Origin of the sequence: Derxia gummosa DSM 723 (assembly GCF_000482785.1) — a bacterium.
GTDB lineage: Bacteria > Pseudomonadota > Gammaproteobacteria > Burkholderiales > Burkholderiaceae_E > Derxia > Derxia gummosa.
In genome coordinates, this window is sequence record NZ_KI519499.1 from 389,399 (window position 1) to 408,126 (window position 18,728).

15 protein-coding genes are annotated in these 18,728 nt (G+C 71.1%); 8 read left to right on the plus strand and 7 right to left on the minus strand.

Annotated elements, in window-relative coordinates; translation table 11 throughout:
• Window positions 1-117: 117 nt before the first annotated feature.
• Window positions 118-1,056: a diguanylate cyclase domain-containing protein gene (locus H566_RS26395; RefSeq protein ID WP_245591408.1), complete on the minus strand. Its 939-nt coding sequence runs from the start codon at window positions 1,054-1,056 to the stop codon at window positions 118-120.
• Window positions 1,057-1,665: 609 nt separating this feature from the next.
• Between H566_RS26395 and H566_RS0119165 the strand changes: the two genes are divergently transcribed.
• Window positions 1,666-2,211: a PEP-CTERM sorting domain-containing protein gene (locus H566_RS0119165; protein ID WP_028312707.1), complete on the plus strand. Its 546-nt coding sequence runs from the start codon at window positions 1,666-1,668 to the stop codon at window positions 2,209-2,211.
• A gap of 170 nt (window positions 2,212-2,381) precedes the next feature.
• On the opposite strand, the gene htpG is transcribed toward H566_RS0119165, so the two are convergent.
• Window positions 2,382-4,280 (minus strand): molecular chaperone HtpG, encoded by a 1,899-nt coding sequence (gene htpG / locus H566_RS0119170; RefSeq protein WP_028312708.1) that lies wholly within the window; start codon window positions 4,278-4,280, stop codon window positions 2,382-2,384.
• A gap of 236 nt (window positions 4,281-4,516) precedes the next feature.
• Between htpG and H566_RS0119175 the strand changes: the two genes are divergently transcribed.
• The gene (locus tag H566_RS0119175; RefSeq protein WP_051379010.1) at window positions 4,517-5,278 is read left to right on the plus strand and encodes a BON domain-containing protein; all 762 of its coding nucleotides are present in this window, start codon (window positions 4,517-4,519) and stop codon (window positions 5,276-5,278) included.
• Window positions 5,279-5,342: 64 nt separating this feature from the next.
• On the opposite strand, the gene H566_RS0119180 is transcribed toward H566_RS0119175, so the two are convergent.
• From H566_RS0119180 to H566_RS0119195, 4 genes are all read right to left on the minus strand, one after another.
• Window positions 5,343-5,738: a group III truncated hemoglobin gene (locus tag H566_RS0119180; RefSeq protein WP_034412244.1), complete on the minus strand. Its 396-nt coding sequence runs from the start codon at window positions 5,736-5,738 to the stop codon at window positions 5,343-5,345.
• A gap of 10 nt (window positions 5,739-5,748) precedes the next feature.
• Window positions 5,749-5,994: a NifB/NifX family molybdenum-iron cluster-binding protein gene (locus tag H566_RS30210; RefSeq protein ID WP_245591409.1), complete on the minus strand. Its 246-nt coding sequence runs from the start codon at window positions 5,992-5,994 to the stop codon at window positions 5,749-5,751.
• A 146-nt stretch (window positions 5,995-6,140) separates the two neighbouring features.
• Window positions 6,141-6,521, minus strand: a complete 381-nt coding sequence (locus H566_RS0119190) for a globin family protein (RefSeq protein WP_028312712.1) — start codon at window positions 6,519-6,521, stop codon at window positions 6,141-6,143.
• A 227-nt stretch (window positions 6,522-6,748) separates the two neighbouring features.
• Window positions 6,749-7,144, minus strand: a complete 396-nt coding sequence (locus H566_RS0119195) for a group III truncated hemoglobin (RefSeq protein ID WP_028312713.1) — start codon at window positions 7,142-7,144, stop codon at window positions 6,749-6,751.
• A gap of 361 nt (window positions 7,145-7,505) precedes the next feature.
• Here H566_RS0119195 and H566_RS29525 point away from each other — a divergent pair, with 361 nt between their 5' ends.
• From H566_RS29525 to H566_RS0119220, 5 genes are all read left to right on the plus strand, one after another.
• Window positions 7,506-10,508 carry a TonB-dependent receptor gene (locus H566_RS29525; protein WP_028312714.1) on the plus strand — a complete coding sequence of 1,001 codons (3,003 nt, stop codon included), beginning with the start codon at window positions 7,506-7,508 and terminating at the stop codon, window positions 10,506-10,508.
• Window positions 10,509-10,623: 115 nt separating this feature from the next.
• Window positions 10,624-11,322 (plus strand): hypothetical protein, encoded by a 699-nt coding sequence (locus H566_RS0119205; RefSeq protein WP_028312715.1) that lies wholly within the window; start codon window positions 10,624-10,626, stop codon window positions 11,320-11,322.
• Between the two features lie 22 nt (window positions 11,323-11,344).
• Complete coding sequence (locus tag H566_RS0119210) at window positions 11,345-12,148, plus strand: hypothetical protein (protein ID WP_028312716.1); 804 nt, start codon at window positions 11,345-11,347, stop codon at window positions 12,146-12,148.
• Window positions 12,149-12,161: 13 nt separating this feature from the next.
• On the plus strand, window positions 12,162-13,118 hold the full coding sequence (locus H566_RS0119215; RefSeq protein WP_028312717.1) for a hypothetical protein: 957 nt from the start codon (window positions 12,162-12,164) through the stop codon (window positions 13,116-13,118).
• Entirely contained in the window at window positions 13,115-15,121 is a 2,007-nt protein-coding gene (locus H566_RS0119220; RefSeq protein WP_028312718.1) for a hypothetical protein, read from the plus strand. The genes H566_RS0119215 and H566_RS0119220 overlap by 4 nt, the downstream gene beginning before the upstream one ends.
• Before the next feature lie 82 nt (window positions 15,122-15,203).
• Here H566_RS0119220 and H566_RS26400 read toward each other — a convergent pair whose 3' ends face one another.
• Complete coding sequence (locus tag H566_RS26400) at window positions 15,204-17,465, minus strand: TonB-dependent receptor (RefSeq protein WP_051379011.1); 2,262 nt, start codon at window positions 17,463-17,465, stop codon at window positions 15,204-15,206.
• Between the two features lie 114 nt (window positions 17,466-17,579).
• Between H566_RS26400 and H566_RS0119230 the strand changes: the two genes are divergently transcribed.
• Window positions 17,580-18,542 (plus strand): substrate-binding domain-containing protein, encoded by a 963-nt coding sequence (locus tag H566_RS0119230; protein WP_211238121.1) that lies wholly within the window; start codon window positions 17,580-17,582, stop codon window positions 18,540-18,542.
• Window positions 18,543-18,728: the final 186 nt, after the last annotated feature.

Below are 18,728 nucleotides of genomic sequence, written 5' to 3' on the forward strand. Positions count from 1 at the left end.
GGCAGAAGGCCGGTTCGGAGCGTGACTTCCCGCACACCGCCCGATGCTGCCGGAAGGCCTCATCGCGCGGCGGGCAGCGCGCGACTCGCGGCTCGCCAGCCACGCACGCGGCGCCCTTCAGAGAATGCAGACCTCCCGAGGCGCCGGCTTCGGGCGACGCTCCAGTTCGATGCTCACGAAGCGGTCGCGGCCCTGGGCCTTGGCCGCGTACAGCGCCTCGTCGGCGGCGGCGATCAGGCGCGAGGCGTTGACCGTCTCGTCCGGGATGCAGCTCACCATCCCGCCCGACAGCGTGACCGTGTTCGCCACCACCGAGCGCGGATGCGGCAGCCCGGCGAGCTGCACCATCTGCTCCAACTTGAGCGCGAAGGCGGCCGCGCCGTCGCGCGGCGTGCCGGGCAGGATCAGCGCGAATTCCTCGCCGCCGTAGCGCGCCGCCACATCGCGCGGTCGGCGGCAGGCCAGGTTGAGCATCGCGCCGATCGCCTTCAGGCAGCGATCGCCGGCCTGGTGGCCGAGCGCGTCGTTGTAGTTCTTGAAGCAGTCGACATCGCACAGCACCAGCGTGATCGGACTGCGCTCGCGGCGCGCGGAGGCGATCTCCTGCGCGAGGCGCAGATCGAAGGCGCGCCGGTTGCGCAGACTGGTGAGCGGATCGGTCTCCGACATCTCGACCAGGCGGCGACGCATGAGCGTGAGCCGCTCCATCACGCGCAGCTTGGCGGCCAGCACCATCGGCGAGGCGGGCTTGACGAGATAGTCGTCGCCACCGGCCGCGATGCCCTGCCAGAGATCGATGTCGTGCCGGCGCGCCGACAGGAAGATGATCGGCGTCCAGCCGTCGGGTTCGAGCGAACGCATCTCGCGCGCGATCCACAGCCCGTCATGCCCGGGCATCTCGACGTCGAGCAGCACGAGATCGGGGCGGCGTCGGTGGAACTGGCGCAGGGCATCGTCGGCGCCCTCGGCTTCGAGCACGCGATGGCCCATCTGCATGAGCTGGGCGCGCAAGGCGGCGCGGGTGGCGGTCTGGTCATCGACGACCAGGACGGTCATCGGAATGCTGCAGGCAAGCGTCATGTCGGGACCGGTCGGAAGCGCCCGTCTGGCGGGCTACCAGCCTCTTAACGGTCGGCGGGTCCACTGGCTGAAATCGGCAACCGCCTGAATTGGCACCGGATCAGGCCGCGTCCAGTGATTTCGGCCTGTGCGTTATTTCACGCTCAATTGCCATTGACCGTATTTGCCCGAAACCAGAAAGAAAGCCCCGCGAAAAGAATCCAGCCCGACAGCGCGGAGATGCTGCGAATAGCTCCTATTCCCCCGGCGGTAATTGGCAATTCATCCGGCGACTTTCCTGGCTTTCACCGCGCGAGGCGACATATAGCCCGCGCGCATGATTGGCATCGAGGTGCCGGGCGCGCTTGGCGCACTGCGTCAATCCCGACCGTGGACAGAAAGCGGCATTCAATTGGGCGAATTCTCGATATGTGCGGCATTCGACCCCGATTCCGGCTGGCGAAACAAAAGCGTGAACTCCCACATCCGGCTCATTGCGCAGTGCGGCAGAAGATTCGGGCGAATTCCGTTCCCGCGGAAGTCCGGTCCGTGCAATTCGGCTGGCGGCGCGGGTCGACCTTCTATGCCAGCCAATCAGGAGCTTTCATGAAATCCAAACTGCTGCTCGCAGCACTGCTCGGCCTCGCCTTCACGGCGAGCGCCAGTGCCGCCACGCGCACCTATTTCGAACGCGAGTCCTTCGACGAAGGCTACGCCGGCAGCAACGACACCCGGGCGACCGCCGAATACGTCGGCACGCTCTGGGGTGGCAACACCATCCTCATCAATGGTTCGCACACCACGCTGTCGCGCGGCACCACGTCGGCCGACTACTACCGCATCGTCCTCGGCATCGACACGCTGCTGACGGCCTCGATCCAGGGCTACAAGCCGAACAACTCGACGACCGTGGCCACGACCTTCTCGCTGCTCAGCTCGACGGGCAGCCTGATCAGGTCGGGAGCGTCGCTGTCGGAAGATGTGTCCAAGGGCACCTACTACGTGCGCGTGGCCAACTCGACTAAGTCGTTCAACTACGTCATTTCCGCTGCCGCGGCCGCCACGGCCGTGCCGGAAGCCGACATGGCCAGCCTGGCGGTCCTGGGCTTCGGCGCCGCCGGCTTCATGGCCCGCCGCCGCAAGCGCGCGTAATCATCCGGTCTCCTCACCGGCATGAAAAAAGCCCGGCCTCGGCCGGGCTTTTTGCTGGGCGCTCGCCGGGAGTACCGGCCATGTTGCGGCGGATGCCAATCGAACACCCCGCTCGCGGCGGCGCCCCGCCAGCGGTGCCGGCGCGATGCGACCGCCTCGGCGCGCCGCCGTCAGCGCGCGATCAGCAGTTCGTTCACGCGCCGCACGAAGGCGGCCGGCTCCTCAAGCTGACCGCCCTCGGCCAGCACCGCCATGTCGAACAGCGTCTGCGACCAGTCGCCGAAGCGCAGTTCCTCGTCCTTGAGCTTCTTCACGAGCGGATGCTCGGGATTGATCTCGAGAATCGGCTTGCTGTCGGGCGCCGGCTGGCCGGCCTGCTTGAGCAGGCGTTGCAGCGTGGCCGACATCTCGCCCTCGTCCGCCACCAGGCAGCTCGGCGAATCGGTCAGGCGGAAGGTCACGCGCACGTCCTTCGCGCGCTCCTTGAGCACGCCCTTCATCTTTTCGAGCACGAGCTTGTAATCGGTCTCGACCGCCTCGGCCTGCTTCTTCTCTTCCTCGTCCTGCATCGCGCCGAGGTCGAGGCCGCCCTTGGCGACGCTCACGAGTTCCTTGCCGTCAAACTCGCTCAGGAAGCTCAGCATCCATTCATCGACGCGGTCGGTCAGCAGCAGCACCTCGACGCCCTTCTTGCGGAAGACCTCAAGATGCGGGCTCGACTTGGCCTGGGCCCAGGTCTCGCCGGTCGCGTAATAGATCTTGTCCTGGCCTTCCTTCATCGCCTCGACATAGGCGGCGAGCGAGACGTTCTGCGTCGCGTCGGCATTGCGGGTGGACGCGAAGCGCAGCAGCTTGGTCAGGCGCTCCTTGTTGGCGCTGTCCTCGCCGATGCCTTCCTTGAGCACCTGCCCGAACTCGGCCCAGAACTTCGCGAAGTCATCGGCGCGGTTGTCGGCCAGGTCCTCGATCATGCCGAGCACCTTCTTCGTGCAGCCCTCGCGGATCGCCTTGACGTCGCGGCTCTCCTGGAGGATTTCGCGGCTCACGTTGAGCGGCAGGTCGGCCGAATCGACGATGCCCTTCACGAAGCGCAGGTAGGTGGGCATGAGCTGCTCGGCGTCGTCCATGATGAACACGCGCTTCACGTACAGCTTGATGCCGGCCTTCTTGTTGCGGTCCCACAGGTCGAACGGCGCCTTGGCGGGCAGGAAGAGCAGCTGGGTGTATTCGCTGCGGCCCTCGACGCGCGCATGGCTCCAGGCGAGCGGGTCGTCGTACTCGTGGGCGATGTGCTTGAAGAATTCCTTGTACTGCTCGTCGGTGATATCGCCCTTCGAGCGCGTCCAGAGCGCCGAGGCCTGGTTGACGGTCTCTTCCTCGTCGCGCGTCACGTACTCGTTCTTCTCCGAATCCCATTCCTCCTTCTTCATGCGGATGGGCAGGGAGATGTGGTCGGAGTACTTGCTGATGATCGACTTGAGGCGCCAGCGGCTGAGGAAGTCGTCCTCGCCCTCGCGCAGATGCAGGATCACGTCGGTGCCGCGCGTGGGCTTGTCGATCGCCTCGATCGTGTATTCGCCGCCGGCGTCGCTTTCCCAGCGCACGCCCTCGGCCGAGCCGGCGTGGCGCGTCTCGACCGTGACCTTGTCGGCGACGATGAAGCTCGAATAGAAGCCGACGCCGAACTGGCCGATCAGCGCCGCGTCCTTCTGCTGGTCGCCCGACAGCTTGCCGAAGAACTCCTTGGTACCCGACTTGGCGATCGTGCCGAGGTGCGCGATGGCGTCCTCGCGCGTCATGCCGATGCCGTTGTCGCTGATGGTGATGGTGCGCGCGGCCTTGTCGAAGGCGACCGTGATGCCCAGCGTCGGGTCGTTGCCGTACAGCTCGGGCTTGTGCAGGCCCTCGAACTTGAGCTTGTCGCAGGCGTCGCTCGCATTGCTCACCAGCTCGCGCAGGAAGATCTCCTTGTTCGAGTAGAGCGAGTGGATCATCAGGTGAAGCAGCTGCTTCACCTCGGTCTGGAAGCCGAGGGTTTCCTTGGCGGAGCGGTCTTGCACTTCGGACATGGGCGGTTCTCCTGAGCTTGCGGGCCGGCGGCGGCGAGGGCCGCGCGGGCGTGAACGGGGCAGGCGACGCGCGCCGGTGCGGCGCGTCGCGGCGCTGGCCTACATCGGGCCCGGCGCCTGCGTTTCAAGAGGTGTCCGGTTACCTGCGCTCACCGCCTGAATGCGCCGGCCGGCCAAGCATGGCCGACGGGGCGCGCGCATCCCGCCACGCGCCCGCAGCCGAGGAGAAACCGACCATGGGAGCCACGCCCTTCGATCCGCGCGCCGATGCCGCCGCCGCGAGCCAGCTCATCCGCGCCAAGGCCGCGCTGGGCCGCGCCACCGGCATCGATCCCGACCGCGCCGGTCTGCGCTTCACCACCGAGCACGGCCATGCCGTCGCGCATGGCGAACTGCCCGATCTGGCGCGGCGCAGGCGGGCCGCGATCGCCCTTGCCGACATCGGCGCCATCGACCAGTTGCGCGTGGTCGTGCCCGACTGGCCCGGCGACGGCCCGACCGCCAACCGCGTCGCGCGCGCCTTCGAGGAAAACATCGACTTCCGCAACTGCGCGCTCACGCTCGTGAACGGCGGCACCCGCACGCCCTTGCGCGAGACGCCCGCCATCGCCGCCGAGGCCGACTATCCGAGCGGCGAGATCGACATCGGCTCGGCAGACGGCGTGGTGACGCTGCGCGGGCGCGTGATCAGCCTGTCGCACAAACGGCTGGCCACGGCACTCGCCTGGTGGAGCGGACTCGCGCGCGACGTGGTGAACGAACTGGCCGTCGATCCGCCCGAGGTCGACAACGATGCCGAGCTGGCCGAGGCGCTCAAGCTCGTGCTCGAAACCGACCCGCTGCTGCCGGCCGACACGATCGCCGTCAGCGCGCATGACGGCGCGGTGCGCCTCGCCGGCCAGGTACCGACCGAAGCCGACGCGCGCCGCGCCGAATGCGACGCCTGGATGGTGGACGGCGTACGCGAGGTGGACTGCCGGCTGGTGGCGATTGGCTGAGCCGGCTCGACGACGCGCGGCCGGCAGGCACCGGCCGCCGGCCCTCGCGGTGACGAATGCCGGCTCAGAGCGCCGGCGGCGGCGTCAGCGCCCGCTTGAAGCCGTGGGTCATCTGCTGCGCCGGGTCGATCACCAGTTCGGCATGCTCGCCGAGCACGGCCACGGCCGACTGCTCCAACACCGCGAGCCAGCGGTCGAAATGCTCGGGCGCGAAGCGCCCGCCCATGTGCGGGCTCACCACGCAGCGGTGGTAGCGGTCGGTGCCGAGCACGAGGCGCGACCAGAAATCGGTCATGTGCACCACATGCGCCTCGAAGTCGTGGATGAGGTCGGCAAAGATCGGCCCGAGCACCGGCTCGGTGCGCGCACGGTCGTAGAAGTCGCGCACGAGGGCTTCGAGCTGGGCCTCGGTCACGCGGGCGGCGCGCGCCGCCTCCACCAGCGAAAGCTGTTCGGTCATGGCGCGCTCCTCAATGCCGCGAGAACAGGTCGCGCAGCTTGCAGAGCGTGGTCGTGATGTCGAAGCGGGTGTCGGGCAGCGCATCGCCCGACAGCACCTTTTCGAGCGCGGCGGCCGGCGAGGTCTCGCCGGTCTGCAGCACCTGGGCGCCGCGCTTGTTCAGATGGCGGACGAAGCCGTCGCCCGCGCTGCCGACGATGGCCACCTCGATGCCGTCAAGCGGATGCGGGCCTTCGTCCTTGAAGTGGTGGAACACCTGCTCCTTCTGGAGCGTGACCCGGGACGGGTCGGGAAGGGCTTGCCCCGGAGTGCAGTCATAAAGCAGCCACTCACGGGCTTGGCCGGCATGGCCGGAAACGGTTTCGAAATCCCGGGTCGCGATCGCGATGAGCATGAGAAGGACTAATGGGTCGTCACGGCCTCGGGGACGGGAAACGAGCCGTTGCGATAGAAGGATGCGATGCGTTCAGCCTGTTTCACCGTCCGGCGCGCCGCATCGCCACGAAGGACGTCAAGGGTGGCCTGACAGAACAGATTGCACCAGTGGTCGAACTGGCTTGCATCAAACGGAAGGTCCTTCTGGTCCAGCCCGCAGGCCTGCTGCGTGCCGTTGCACAGCGCGCAGGACCAGAACTGCTGGACCGCGCGAAAGCGTGCCTCCCAGTCATCAACCATATGGTCGTACGCAAAGCCGACCTTGGCATCGGTGCGGGCGCGGGCGTAGAAGCTGCGCACGACGGTAGCGATCTGGGCGTCGCTGAGCATCGGTTCGTCGAGTGGCATCGGTCGATCCTCCGTTCAGTTGGGCGAGCGCGAGTTATACGGCAGGCCGCGTGTCAGACGACACCCGGTCCGACCCTTGAAAGCGCCGCGTCATTTGCGCAGGCGCAAGCGCTTGCAAAAAGATGGCTCCCACCGCTGGCGCGCCGGCCGCCGGCCGCCGGCCGCGCGACGCCGCCGTGCCGCAGCCGCAGGACGCGGCGGTACCGCAGCCGGTTCAGGCGCCCGACTCAGACGGCATGCGGCATGCCCGGCAGCGTCTCCAGCGGGAACAGCCCGACCTTGAAGCTCTTGCTCATGTGCTCGGCGCGGCTGATGGCCATCTTCGCGGCGTCGGGCGGCAGGGTTTCGGCGGCGGCAGCGCGGAACAGCTCCAGCCAGCGCGCGAAATGCTCGATCTTGATGCCGAGGTTGAGATGCACGCTGTACGGGCTGCCCTTGTAGCGGCCGGTACCGAGCAGGCCTTGCGACCAGAAGTTCTGCACGATCTGGAAGTGATGCTCCCAGTCGTCCACATGGGCGGCGAAAACCGGACCCAGCTCGGCGTCCTCGCGGGCGCGACTGTAGAAGAGCCGGACCATGCGATCGATCTGTTCCTCGGTCACGTCGGGGCGCTGGATGTCCATGGCTGGCCTTTCGTTTGGCGGGTTTGTCGGAGGAAGCGGGCAAGCCCCCGGCGGCAGCAAGGTTTGCGCCACGCCATCCGGCGGCGCTCGCGCCAGCGCGTACCGCCCGGTCCGCTAGCCATCCGCCGCGTCATGTCGCCGCGTCGCGTCCGCCGTCCGCCCCGCCGTGAACGCCGGCCGCAAGGTCGGGAAGAAGTCCCGGGCAGCTCAGGAAGAACTCCCGAGTCTTTCGCGCCGCTTGTCCCTAACTTGCGCGCCGACAACACGCCGGCAACGCAGCGGACACCGCCGCGCAATGCCGGCCGCGCGGCGCCCGCCCACCGGGGCGCCATCGGCGCGCCACATCGGGCTGGGGAGACCAATGACGAAGGACATGCCGACGCCGCATGCGCCGGTGCTCGTGCTCGCGCTGCTGGCCGGCTTCGGCCCCGGCACGGCGACGGGCGCCGAAGCCCCGCCCGACCGGGCCGCCGCGCCCGCATCCGGGACCGCCGCGCCGGCCGACACCGACGACAGCCCGGCCAGCCTCGGCCGCGTGACCGTGCGCGGCAAGCGCCTGCAGGACATCGGCCCCATGCCCGGCCTCGCGCTCGACCGCGACCGCATCCCCGGCAACGTGCAGGGCGCGACGCGCGCCGACCTCGCCGAGTCGCATGCGACCGACCTCGCGAGCTACATGCAGCGCAACTTCCAGTCGGTCAGCGTCAACGACTACGCGGGCAACCCCTTCCAGCTCGATCTCAACTACCGGGGCTTCACCGCCAGTCCGCAGGTCGGCACGGCCCAGGGGCTGTCGGTGTTCTTCGACGGCGTGCGCGTGAACGAGCCCTTCGGCGACGTGGTGAACTGGGATCTGATCCCGATGAACGCGCTGGAGCGCTTCGACCTGTTTCCGGGCTCGAACCCGCTGTTCGGTCTCAACACCCTGGGCGGCGCGCTGTCGATGCGCAGCCGCAACGGCTTCAGCTCCACCGGCGGCGAGGTGGAAGTGCTGGGCGGGTCGTGGGGGCGGCGCCAGCTCAAGGGCAGCATCGGCGGCAATGACGGCCGGTTCGCCGGCTTCGCGGCGGCCAACGTGTTCGACGAGGACGGCTGGCGCAGCAACTCGCCGTCGCGCGTGCGCCAGGTGTTCGGGCGCGGCGACTGGCGCGGCGACGAGGCCAGCCTGACCGCGAGCCTGCTGCACGCGAGCAACCGGCTTGTCGGCAACGGCCTGGTGCCGATGGAAATGGCGCGCGAGGACTGGTCGGCCGTGTTCACCTCGCCCGACGAGGCGCGCAACCAGGCGACCCAGCTCTCGCTCGCCGGCCAGCTCGACCTCGACGACAGCCGCAGCATCACCGCGCAGATCTACCGCCGCGACAGCCGCCGCACCGGCGTGACCGGCGACATCTACGAAGGCTTCAGCGACATGAGCGCCGACCGCGACGTGGTGCCCGACCGAGTCGTGCCCAACACCAGCGGGCTGCCGGTGTGCCAGTACGTCGATGCCAACGGCGACGGCGCGGCCGACGGCCAGGCGCCGCTCAACGGGCCGCGCGGCTCGGGCTGCGTCGATCTCGGGCTCGCGCCGGGGCCGGATTCGGGCAAGCCGCGCAACGGCGGCTCGGCGACCGGCTATGGCGGCGCGGTCGTGGGCGGCTCGGGCGTCGCGGCGGGCACGCCGATCGGCCTGCTCACGCGCACCGCGCTGCGGCAGATGAGCGACGGCGCCGCCGTGCAGGGCAACTGGAACCTCGACCGCCACCGCTTCATGATCGGCGCCGCACTCGACCGCAGCCGCGCCGACTACCGCATGAGCCAGCAGCTCGGCCTCATCGACGCCAACCACAACGTGTACGCCGCGCCCGACCAGATCGACCCGATGTACCGCGCGGCCCAGAGCGAGGTGGTCGGCAACGACTTCGACGGCCATTCGCGCACCGCGAGCCTGTACTTCAGCGAGACCTGGTCGGCGCGCGACAACCTGCACTTCACCTTCGCGGCGCGCGCCAACCACAGCCGGGTGCAGACCACGGTGCGCACGCCCACCAATGCCAACGGCCTCGCGCTGCACGAGCTGCGCAACCGCAACACGCCGCCCACCCGCATCCTCTGCCCCACGAGCGACCCGGCCTCCTGCCCGAGCGAGCCGCAAGTCAGCCAGCTCGACCTGAGCGATCGCGCCCAGACCGTCACCACCGACGACCTAACCTACCGCTCGATCAACCCGGCCATCGGCTTCAACTGGCTGCCGCGCCCGGACATGAACGTGTTCGGCAACCTGAGCCAGGGCGCGCGCGTGCCGTCGGTCATCGAGCTCGGCTGCGCCTTCGATTCGACGCCGGTGCCGGTCAACCCCGACGTGCCGGCCTGGGGCACGACCGCGCGCAGCCTTCGCGGCCCGACCTGCTCGCTGCCCACCACGCTGTCGGGCGACCCCTGGCTGCCGCAGATCCGCTCGCTCTCGGGCGAGCTGGGCCTGCGCGGCGCGCTCGACGAGCACTGGGAATGGAACGCGAGCGTCTATCGCACCGACCTGCGCAACGACATCTACTTCGTCGGCGTGGCCGACGGCCGCAGCTATTTCGACACCATCGGCAAGACGCGCCGCCAGGGGCTGGAGCTAGGCCTCAAGGGCCGCTACGGCGCCTTCGACATCAAGCTCGGCTACGCCTTCGTGGACGCGACCTTCCAGTCGGGCTTCTACATGGCCAGCCCGCACAACAGCAGCGCCGACTTCGACCAGAACTCGCGCGGCGGCAGCGACGTGCCGGGCCAGGACACCCTGCCCGGCACCAACGCCGGCGCCAACCGCGGCTACGGCACCTACCGCATGACGCGGGTCGATCCGGGCGCGCGGCTGCCCGGCATCCCGGCGCACAACCTCACGCTCAACCTCGGCTGGCAGGCCACCAACGAACTGCGCCTCGGCCTCGGGATGATCGCCCGCTCGCTGGCCTACCTGCGCGGCAACGAGAACAACCAGCACGCCACCGGCGGCAGCGACCAGGAAACCGGCATCTACCTGTGCAGCACCGGCAACTGCGATCCCGACACCGGCCTGCAGCAGGTGGCCGTGGCCCAGGGCCGGCCCTTCAACAATCCTGGCCATGTGGGCGGCTACGCGGTGTTCAACGCCGACGCGAGCTGGCGCCTGACGCGCGCCACCACGCTGTTCATGCAGATCGGCAACCTCTTCGACACGCGCTACTACAGCGCGGGCCGGCTCGGCATCAATCCGTTCACGAGCGGCGCCACGGGCGCGCGCGGCGCGAGCGGCTGGAACTACAACTCGAGCGAATGGGCCAACGCGAGCATGGTCGCGCCCGGCGCGCCGAGATCGATCTTCGTCGGCCTGAGCCATCGCTTCGATGCCGACTGAGCCCGGGCGAGGCACCCGGCGGAACGGGCCCTACCGGCTGCGTTCCGGCAGCAGCGCGGCAACCGACCGCGCGCCATCCATCCAGACGCGAACCCTACCTCGGAGGAGACATCCGATGACCTTCCACCCCGTCCGCCTCGCGGCGGCGACGGCGCTCGCGCTCGGCCTGCACGGCATGGCCGTGGCCGATCCGGTGCCGCTCAGCGCCAGCGGCGAGCGCGTGCTCGCGCGCTGCAATCCCGACAACCTCGCGCACGAGGACCGCTGCCGGCTCGACGCCACGCCCGAGCAGCTCGGCTTCACGCTCGTGGCCAGCCGCAGCACGCCGATCATCAAGAACGAGGTCACGATCGGCACGCTGCACGACCGCGTGTGGCGGCTCGGGCCGGCTTACGTGTTCGGCACGCGCGTGCAGCTCAACGCCGAGCCCTGGGACCTGAGCGGTCTCGCCTTCAACCTCAACGATCTCGCGCGCCAGGTGCTGCCCGACGAGCCGGTCGTCATCGCCTACCGCCAGGACCGGCCCGCCGCGCGCAAGGCGCTGATCGCCGCCGGCCGCACCTTCCTCGGCCTCAACGAGTACGAGGGCCGCCAACCCGGGCGCGACAACGGCTGGGTCGATTTCCGCATCGACGTGAACGCCGCCGAACCCGAGGGCACGAGCAGCCCGTCATCGCCCTGGCTCTACGTGCTGACGCGCGCGCCGGCCGGCCATGCGGTCAAGCCCTTCGCCTTCCGCCTGCTCAGCTCGGACGTGGAAGACCCCGAGACCGAACGCACCGAGCTCTACCTGCCCGGCTACCAGCCCAACTGAACCCGCATCGAGGAGGCATCAAATGAACATCATCCGCATCACGCTCGCGGCGCTGGCCGCCTTCGGCATCCACGGCGCGGCCCAGGCCGACTGGGTCACGACCAGCAGCAGCGGCTCGCCGGTGCTGAGCACCTGCAATCCCAAGACCGGCAGCCCGGCCACGCAATCGGCCACCCTCACCACCTGCAAGGTCGATGGCCTGCCCGGCTCGGCGGCCGTGCCGGGCTACATCCTCAAGGCCAGCCGCTCGGCGCCCATCATCGTCAACAGCGTGACCGTCGGCACGCTGTACGACCGCGTGTACTGCAAGGGCACGGGCACGACCTGCGACGCGACCAACACCTACATCCTCGCGACGCGCGCCAACCTCAACACCGCCGTGTGGAGCCCGCTCACGACCGAGAGCTTCGAGATCAACGACTACTTCCGCGCCATCCGCAGCACGGTGGGCGCCGACATCGCCTACTTCATGGGCACGGTGGACGGCGGCACGTCGGCCGACACCGCGCTGGCCAGGAAGTACCTCGAATACTCGGGCCGCACGCTCAAGGGCCTGGGCGAATACACCGGCTCGCCCTCGGGCCTGAACCCGACGCGCAGCAACGGCTGGATCGACTTCCGCGTCGATACCAATGCCAACGATCCGGACGCCGTGCCGCCCTATTCCTACAGCAGCCCGTGGTCGCCCTGGCTGTTCGTGCGCCAGACCTGCAGCAACGGCTACACGACGACGGCGCAGTCGCAATCGGTGCGGCTGTGGCAGGGCGGCGAGGAGGAGCAGCCGCCGCAGGCCATCCTGACCTCCGGCTATCGCTGCAACGCCTGACGGGGGAGCGGCGATGACGCTCCGGCGCAATCTCACCTGGGCGGCCGTCGCCGCGCTCGCGGCCGGCTGGTGGCTCTGGCGTCCCGCGCCACCGCCGGCCGCGCCCGAAGCCGTGCTGCCGCAGGCGACGACGCGCGGCGCCGGCTTCGATTTCGCGCTGCCGGGCAACGCGCCCGCACCGGCCGCGACCGCGCGCTGCGAGCAGGTGGCGCTCGACTGGCGCGAGGGCAAGGCGACGCAGCGCCAATGCCTTACGGCCGCGACCGCGCGCCAGAACGGCAGCCTGCGCAGCCATGTGCTCGGCCCCGTCGGCGAGGGCGCGCACTGGACGCTGCGCGTGGATGTGCTCGGCGACGCGGTGCATGCGGTGAGCCTGCTCGACGGCAGTCGCGCCGCCTGGGCCTGTCGCGCCGAGGGCTGCGCCGGCATCACGCTGGGTGCGCATGACGGCAAGGGCCGGCGCGAGATCGTGCTGGTCGGCACGCAGCTGGCCGCGCTGCTGCCCGACGGCAAGCCGGCGCAGCCGCAGCGCGCCATCACGATCGACACGCGCTTTCGCACCGTGGCCGATAGCGCCATCCCCGGCCTCGCCTGCGCGCCCGACGACAGCCTGTCGGTCAACACCAGCCGGGGCGGACTGATCGACTTCTGCGCGCGCGGCGGCGCCGGTATCGAGCTGGGCGACCACGGCGAGCGCAGCTTCAGCTTCGCGAGCCTGGACGGCGGCACCCTCGTCGCCACGCTCGACGCGGGCGGCCGGCTCGCCGCCATCGACTACCGCAGCGGCGCGACGCATTACGGCTGCCGCGCCGGCCTGTGCGGCGGCGCCAGCCTCGCCGCGCCCGACGCCGGCCGGCCCGGCGCGCTGCGCTTTCTCGGCACCCAACTGGTCGAGCAGCGCGACGACGGCATGACCGGCACCACCACCGTCGCGCTCAACGGCGCGCTCAAGCTTCCGGAGTTCGAATGAAGGCAAGCACGGTTTTCGGCCGGGGCCGACGCGCGCCAGCCGCCCAAGCTTCGCCGCGCGGCGCGGCGGCGCGCTTGCTGTCGGGCCTGCTCGGCTGCGTGCTCGTGCTGCTGGCCGGCTGCGGCGGCTCGGGCGGCGACGCGCCCGCGCAGACGAGCACGCCGCGCCCGGCGCTCGCGGGCACGGCCAGCGACGGCAGCGCCGCGCCGGTCGCCGATGTGAGCGTCAAGGGCGCGAGCGGCACGCCGCGCACCTCGCGCAACAGCTTCGGCGGCCATGCCTACACGGTCGATCTGTCGGGCCTCTCGGCGCCCTATGCGCTGCGCACCCAGCTCGACGACGGCCAGCCCGTGGTCTCGGTCGCCTTCGCGGCCGGGCGCGCCAACCTCACGCCCTTCACCCATCTGATCGTCGCGCGGCTCGCCGCCACCGATCCGTCGGACTGGTACAGCGCCCTCGGCGGCACCGGCGGCCCCGACCTCGCCACCCTGAGCGCCACCGACGCCGCGAGCGCCAGCGCCTGGCTGCGCCGCGAACTCGCGCGCAAGTGGAGCCTGACCCTGCCCGCCGCCGATCCGCTCACCGCCCCCTTCGAGGCGCGCGCCGGTGATGCGATGCAGGACGCCATCCTCGCCTTCGACAGCGCCCTCGCCGCGCGCGGCAGGACGCTCGCGGGCCTCACGGCCGATGTCGTGCTCGAAGCCCGCCGCTGCCGCGCCGAGCGCATCAGCCTTACCGCCGCCGACGGCGCCGACGATTTCTGCATCGCCAGCAAGACCACCGCGCGCGACCCCGCCAACGCCACGCTGCAACGCCTGAGCTTCACCAACGGCAACGGCGACAGCCTGGTGCTGCGCCTGCGCGGCGACGCCGTGGCCGACCTCGCCTACACGCCCGCCGGCGGCACGGCGCTGCGCTGCACCGGCGCCAACTGCGCCGGCATCACCGTGGGCGCGCCGGCCGGCGACCTGAGCCGCCGCATCGGCTTTGCCGGCACCGTGCTGCGCGGCGCCGACGGCGCCCGCCTCACGCTCGACGGCAGCCTCGCCGCCGCCGCGCCGGGCATCGACCTGCCCGCCCTGCCCTGCGACGACAACCGCTGGTACCTGATCGCCGCCGACAACAGCGTGACCGCCGACTGCACCGACTCCGCCAACCCGCAGACGCGCGGCCGCAAGCGCCAGCTCTACACCTTCCTCAACAGCGCGGCGGCCGACTTCACCTGGATCGAGATCGGCGTGAACGACGACGCCAGCGTCGCCTCGGTGCTGGTGTACGGCGTCGATCCGGCCACCTTCCAGTACGTGGCGCGCTGGCGCTGTCTTGCAAGCGATTGCAACGGCGTGAGCGTGAGCGCGCCCGACGCCGGCGGCAACCGCGCGATCGCGCTCGACGACACCCGGCTCGCGCGCGTGCTCGCCGACGGCGGCCTCGACGGCGCCAGCAGCGTGAGGTTGCGCGCGAGCTTCACCGTGGCCGACGCCTTCACCGACTGGACGCCCGCCACCTGCCCGACCGGCGCCGACCGCATCACCGCGCGCTACAGCGACGAGACCGACGCCGCCGCCTTCTGCCCGATCGACGATCTCGACGGCATGCCGCTCAAGGGCGGCTATCTCGATGCCGACGGCAATCCGGGCTATTTCGCAACCGGCTATGTGAGCGATCCGATGCTCGGCAACTTCAGCGTCGAGTCGGTGACGGTCGAGACCGGCGCGGGCGGCGCGATCCGGCGCGTGAGCTTCACGCGGCGCGACGGCGAGAGCTTTGCCTGCGACGGCGATTGCACGGGCGTGAGCGTGAGCGCGCCCGACGGCGCGGGCCGGCAGCGCGTGAGCTTCACGGCCGCGCGGCTCGGCGAGCACGCCTCGCTCGGGCTCGCGGGCGACCGCAGCCTGCTGCTCGACGGCGGCTTCGAGGTAGCGGCGCCGGGCGCGGGCAAGCGCGCGAGCGCGGCGCGGCTGCCCGCGACCGGCGCGGCGAAGCGGACGGCGGCGCGCTGAACGGCGGCTGTGCCCCGCCAGCGCGCCGGGCGCCGGGCACGTGACGTGACCGACCGGGCGCGGCCTCGCCCCGCCGCCCGGGCTACAGCTCCACCGCCAGCTTCGCCACCGCGCTGCGCGACGGTGCCGGGTAGTAGTTCAACCCGCCGCTGCCGTTCTGGTCGCCCGATGTGATGAGGCCGACATAGCGGCGGTCGAACAGGTTGCCGACCGTGACCGAAGCCGTGAGGCGCCGGCCGTCCACGCGCCAGGCTTTGGCCAACTGCAGGTCGGCGGTCCAGTAGCCGCCGACCGGCTCGGCGTGGGTCGAGTCGCCGTAGCGCATGCCGGCCGCCTGCACGAGCGGCGCGACCGACCAGCCCTCGCGCGCCCAGCGTCCGCCCAGGCTCGCGAGCCAGCGCGGCGTGTCCGGAAACTGCCTGCCCTTCACCGGCAGCACGCCGCCGGTGGCGGTCGTCAGGTCCTGGTCGAACACCGCGCGGTTGAACGAGGCCGACGCAAAGCCCGAGAACTCGCCGCCCGCCAGCGCCCAGGCCGCCGCGAGCTGCACGCCGTCGGCATGGCCTTCGCCCACGTTCTGGCTGTAGGCGAGGTTGACGCGCGGATCGCGGAAGGCCACCGCCTTGTGGCTGAAGTTGGTGCGATAGACCGTCGGCTCGACACTCCAGGCGCCGGCCTGCCAGCGCAGGCCGAGGTCGAAGGCGTTGGCGGTCTCGGGCCGGCTCGCGTCCCACAGGCTTTGCGCGCTCACACCGGCGGCGGCGAAGGCGGCGGCGTTGTTCTGATAGACCTGCCAGGCGTCGAAGGACGGCGCGCCGACCAGCTTGCCGGCGCTCGCGCGCAGCTGCGTCGCGCGGTCGAGGTCGAGCGCGAGCGCGACGAAGGGCAGCGATTGCGAATGGCTGCGACCGCGCACGCTGCGCGCCGCGACCGGGCTGCCGGCGGCGGCGATGGCGCTGGCCGTGTCGCCATCGCCGAGGCCGGTGGTGGCGTAGGCGTCCATGCCCGGAAGGCGCTCGCGCCACTGGCGCAGGCCGAGCGTGAGGTCGGCCGGGCCGAAGCGGCGTTCGGCCATCGCGTACACCGCGTCGAAGCGGTGGTTGGCGGTGGGCTTGTTGAGCAGCGACCAGCTTGCAAACGAGAGCGAGCCGTCGGCGTTCGGGCGGTACATCTTCCAGGCGGTGGGCGGGCCGGGCGGCTCGAGCGAGGCGAGCCAGGCGCCGGCCTTGAGCGTCGTGCCCGCGAGGCGCGTCGTGTAGTCGAGCGCGCCGCCGGCGCTGCGGTGGTCCATCAGCCATTCGCGCACCATGCCGTTGGCCTGGCCGTCGAAGGACGACCCCTTTTCATGAAAGCCGTAAGCCCTGGCCGAGAGCAGCGAGTCGGCGCCGAGCTTCCAGTCGGCCTCGGCGATGAACAGGCTGGAGTCGTAGTTCTGGCGGTTGAAGCCGTACCAGTACTGGCGCGCGGCGCCGGGCAGCGCGTCGAAGTCGAAGCCGCGACTGGCCGACAGGTTCTGCGTCTGCGCCCACGACAGCGCGCGGTACTGGTTCTGCGACAGCGAGCCGGCCAGCACGGTGAAGCGCAGGTCCACCGGCCCGAGCCGCTGGCCGAGCGCGAATTGCAGGTTGGTACGGTCGCCGGGCGCGCCGCCCTCGCCGCGCCACTTGTCGGCCGTGACGTTCGAGCCCGACGCGAACAGCCGCGTACCGGTGGACAGCTCGCCGCTGTCGAGCCGCGCCGCGACGCGGCGGAACTCGTGACTGCCCGCCGCCACCGACGCACGCAGGCCGGCGTCGGCCGTGGGCCAGAGCAGCTGGCTGTCGAGCGCGCCTGTGGTCGTGAAGATGGCGCCGCGATCGGGCGCGACCGGCCCCTGTGCGAGCGACACGCCGGCGAGGTTCTCGGCATCGAACAGCCAGAGATAGCCGGGGCCGGGATTGATCGCGCTGATGACCAGGCCATCGACGCTGCCGTTGCCGCCGTGGCTCGCGTTCAGGCCGCGCACGCGCAGGCCCTTGTTGCCGCCGGTGATGTTGGCCGCGCCCCAGGGGTCGATCTCGCCCGCGAGCACCGACGGCAGCGTCGAGACCATGCGATAGGGGTTGGCGCCGCCCGGCGGCCCGAAGGCGTCGACGGCCGCCGGCGTCACGACATAGACGGTGCCGGCCGAATCGGCCTCGGCCGATTGCAGCGGCCTGGCGCCGCCCTCGACCACGACGGGCGGCAGCCCGACGGTCTGGGCGCCGGCGGCGAATGCGATGGCCCCGAGGCCGATCGCGGCGACGCGGCCGGCGAGCCGGCGCGGGGCAAAAGGGAAGGCGAGCTTGTTGTGTGTTGTCGTCATGGGTCTTGGGGAGGGTTGGCACGGCCCGTGCGGCGGACCGGCTTCGTCATATGGCTGCGGATACTTCGTATTGCAGCCAACGTGCCATCCGACACAACCACCCTGCCTTTCGCCATGGACAAGACCCGTTTCGATCCCTCCCGTCGCCGCTGGCTCGCGCGCGGCGCCGCCGGCCTCGGGCTGGCGCTCGGCGCCAATGCGCGCGCCGCCGCCGACAGCGCCACCGCGCTGCCGGCCGGCGCCGGTCCGGCGCTCGCGCCGACGGCGGCCGGCCTGCCCGGCCCTGCCCCGGTCAGCGCCTCCCCGGTCGGTCCGGCCCCGGCCGCCTTGCCCGTGGCCGTCGTCGGCGGCCTCGTGATGGCTGATCTCTGGCCGCCGCTGGCCGACGCCGCGAGCGCCGCGACCGGCATCGCCACGCGGCTCGTCGCCAGCGCGCCCAAGGAAGGCGTGATGCCCGCCTTCGTCTCGGGCGCGGCGACGCTGCTGCTCATGCACGGCGGCGACGAGGCCTTCGGCCTGGCGACGCGCGGCTTCGCGCTGCCGCCGCGCGTCTGGGCGCAGAACGAGCATGTGCTGGTCGGCCCGGCGGCCGACCCGGCCGGCATCGCCGGCGCGCGCGATGGTGCCGAGGCGATCGCGCGCATCCGTGCCGCCGATGCGCCGATGCTGCTGTTCCGCGATCCAGGCGGCTTCGGCATCGTCCAGGCGCTGTGGCGCGCGGCGGGTCTGCGGCCCGGTCCGCGCCAGCAGCTCTACGACGACAGCGAGCAGCCCCAGCAGGTGCTGCGCTCGGCCGCGCGCCAGGGCGCCTATGTGCTGGTGGGACGGCTGCCGGTGCTGTTCGGCCGCATGCCCGACGCGGGGCTGAAGATCCTGCTCCAGGGCGATCCGGCGATGCGGCGCAGCTATGTGGCGATCGAGCCGGGGCCGGCGCATCCGGCCGATGCCGGGGCGCGCGCGGCGGCGAAGGCGGTCGCGGACTGGCTGGTATCGGCGGCCGGGCAGGCGCGCATCGCGGCATTGCCGGCGCGCGACGGGCTGCCGCTGCTCTACCCGCTGCCGGTGTCGTCGACCTGAGGCGGGCCGGCCGGTGCCGGGGCGATCCGGCAAGCGCATGGCCGGCAGGCGCCGGCACGCGCCGGCGGGCAAAAAAAGAGGCCCGTGCCGCTGCCAACGACACGGGCCGCCACGATCACGCGGCCACCATGAGGCCACGCACCGGCAATGGACGGCGGCATCGGCTGCCAAAGGCACGACGGACAC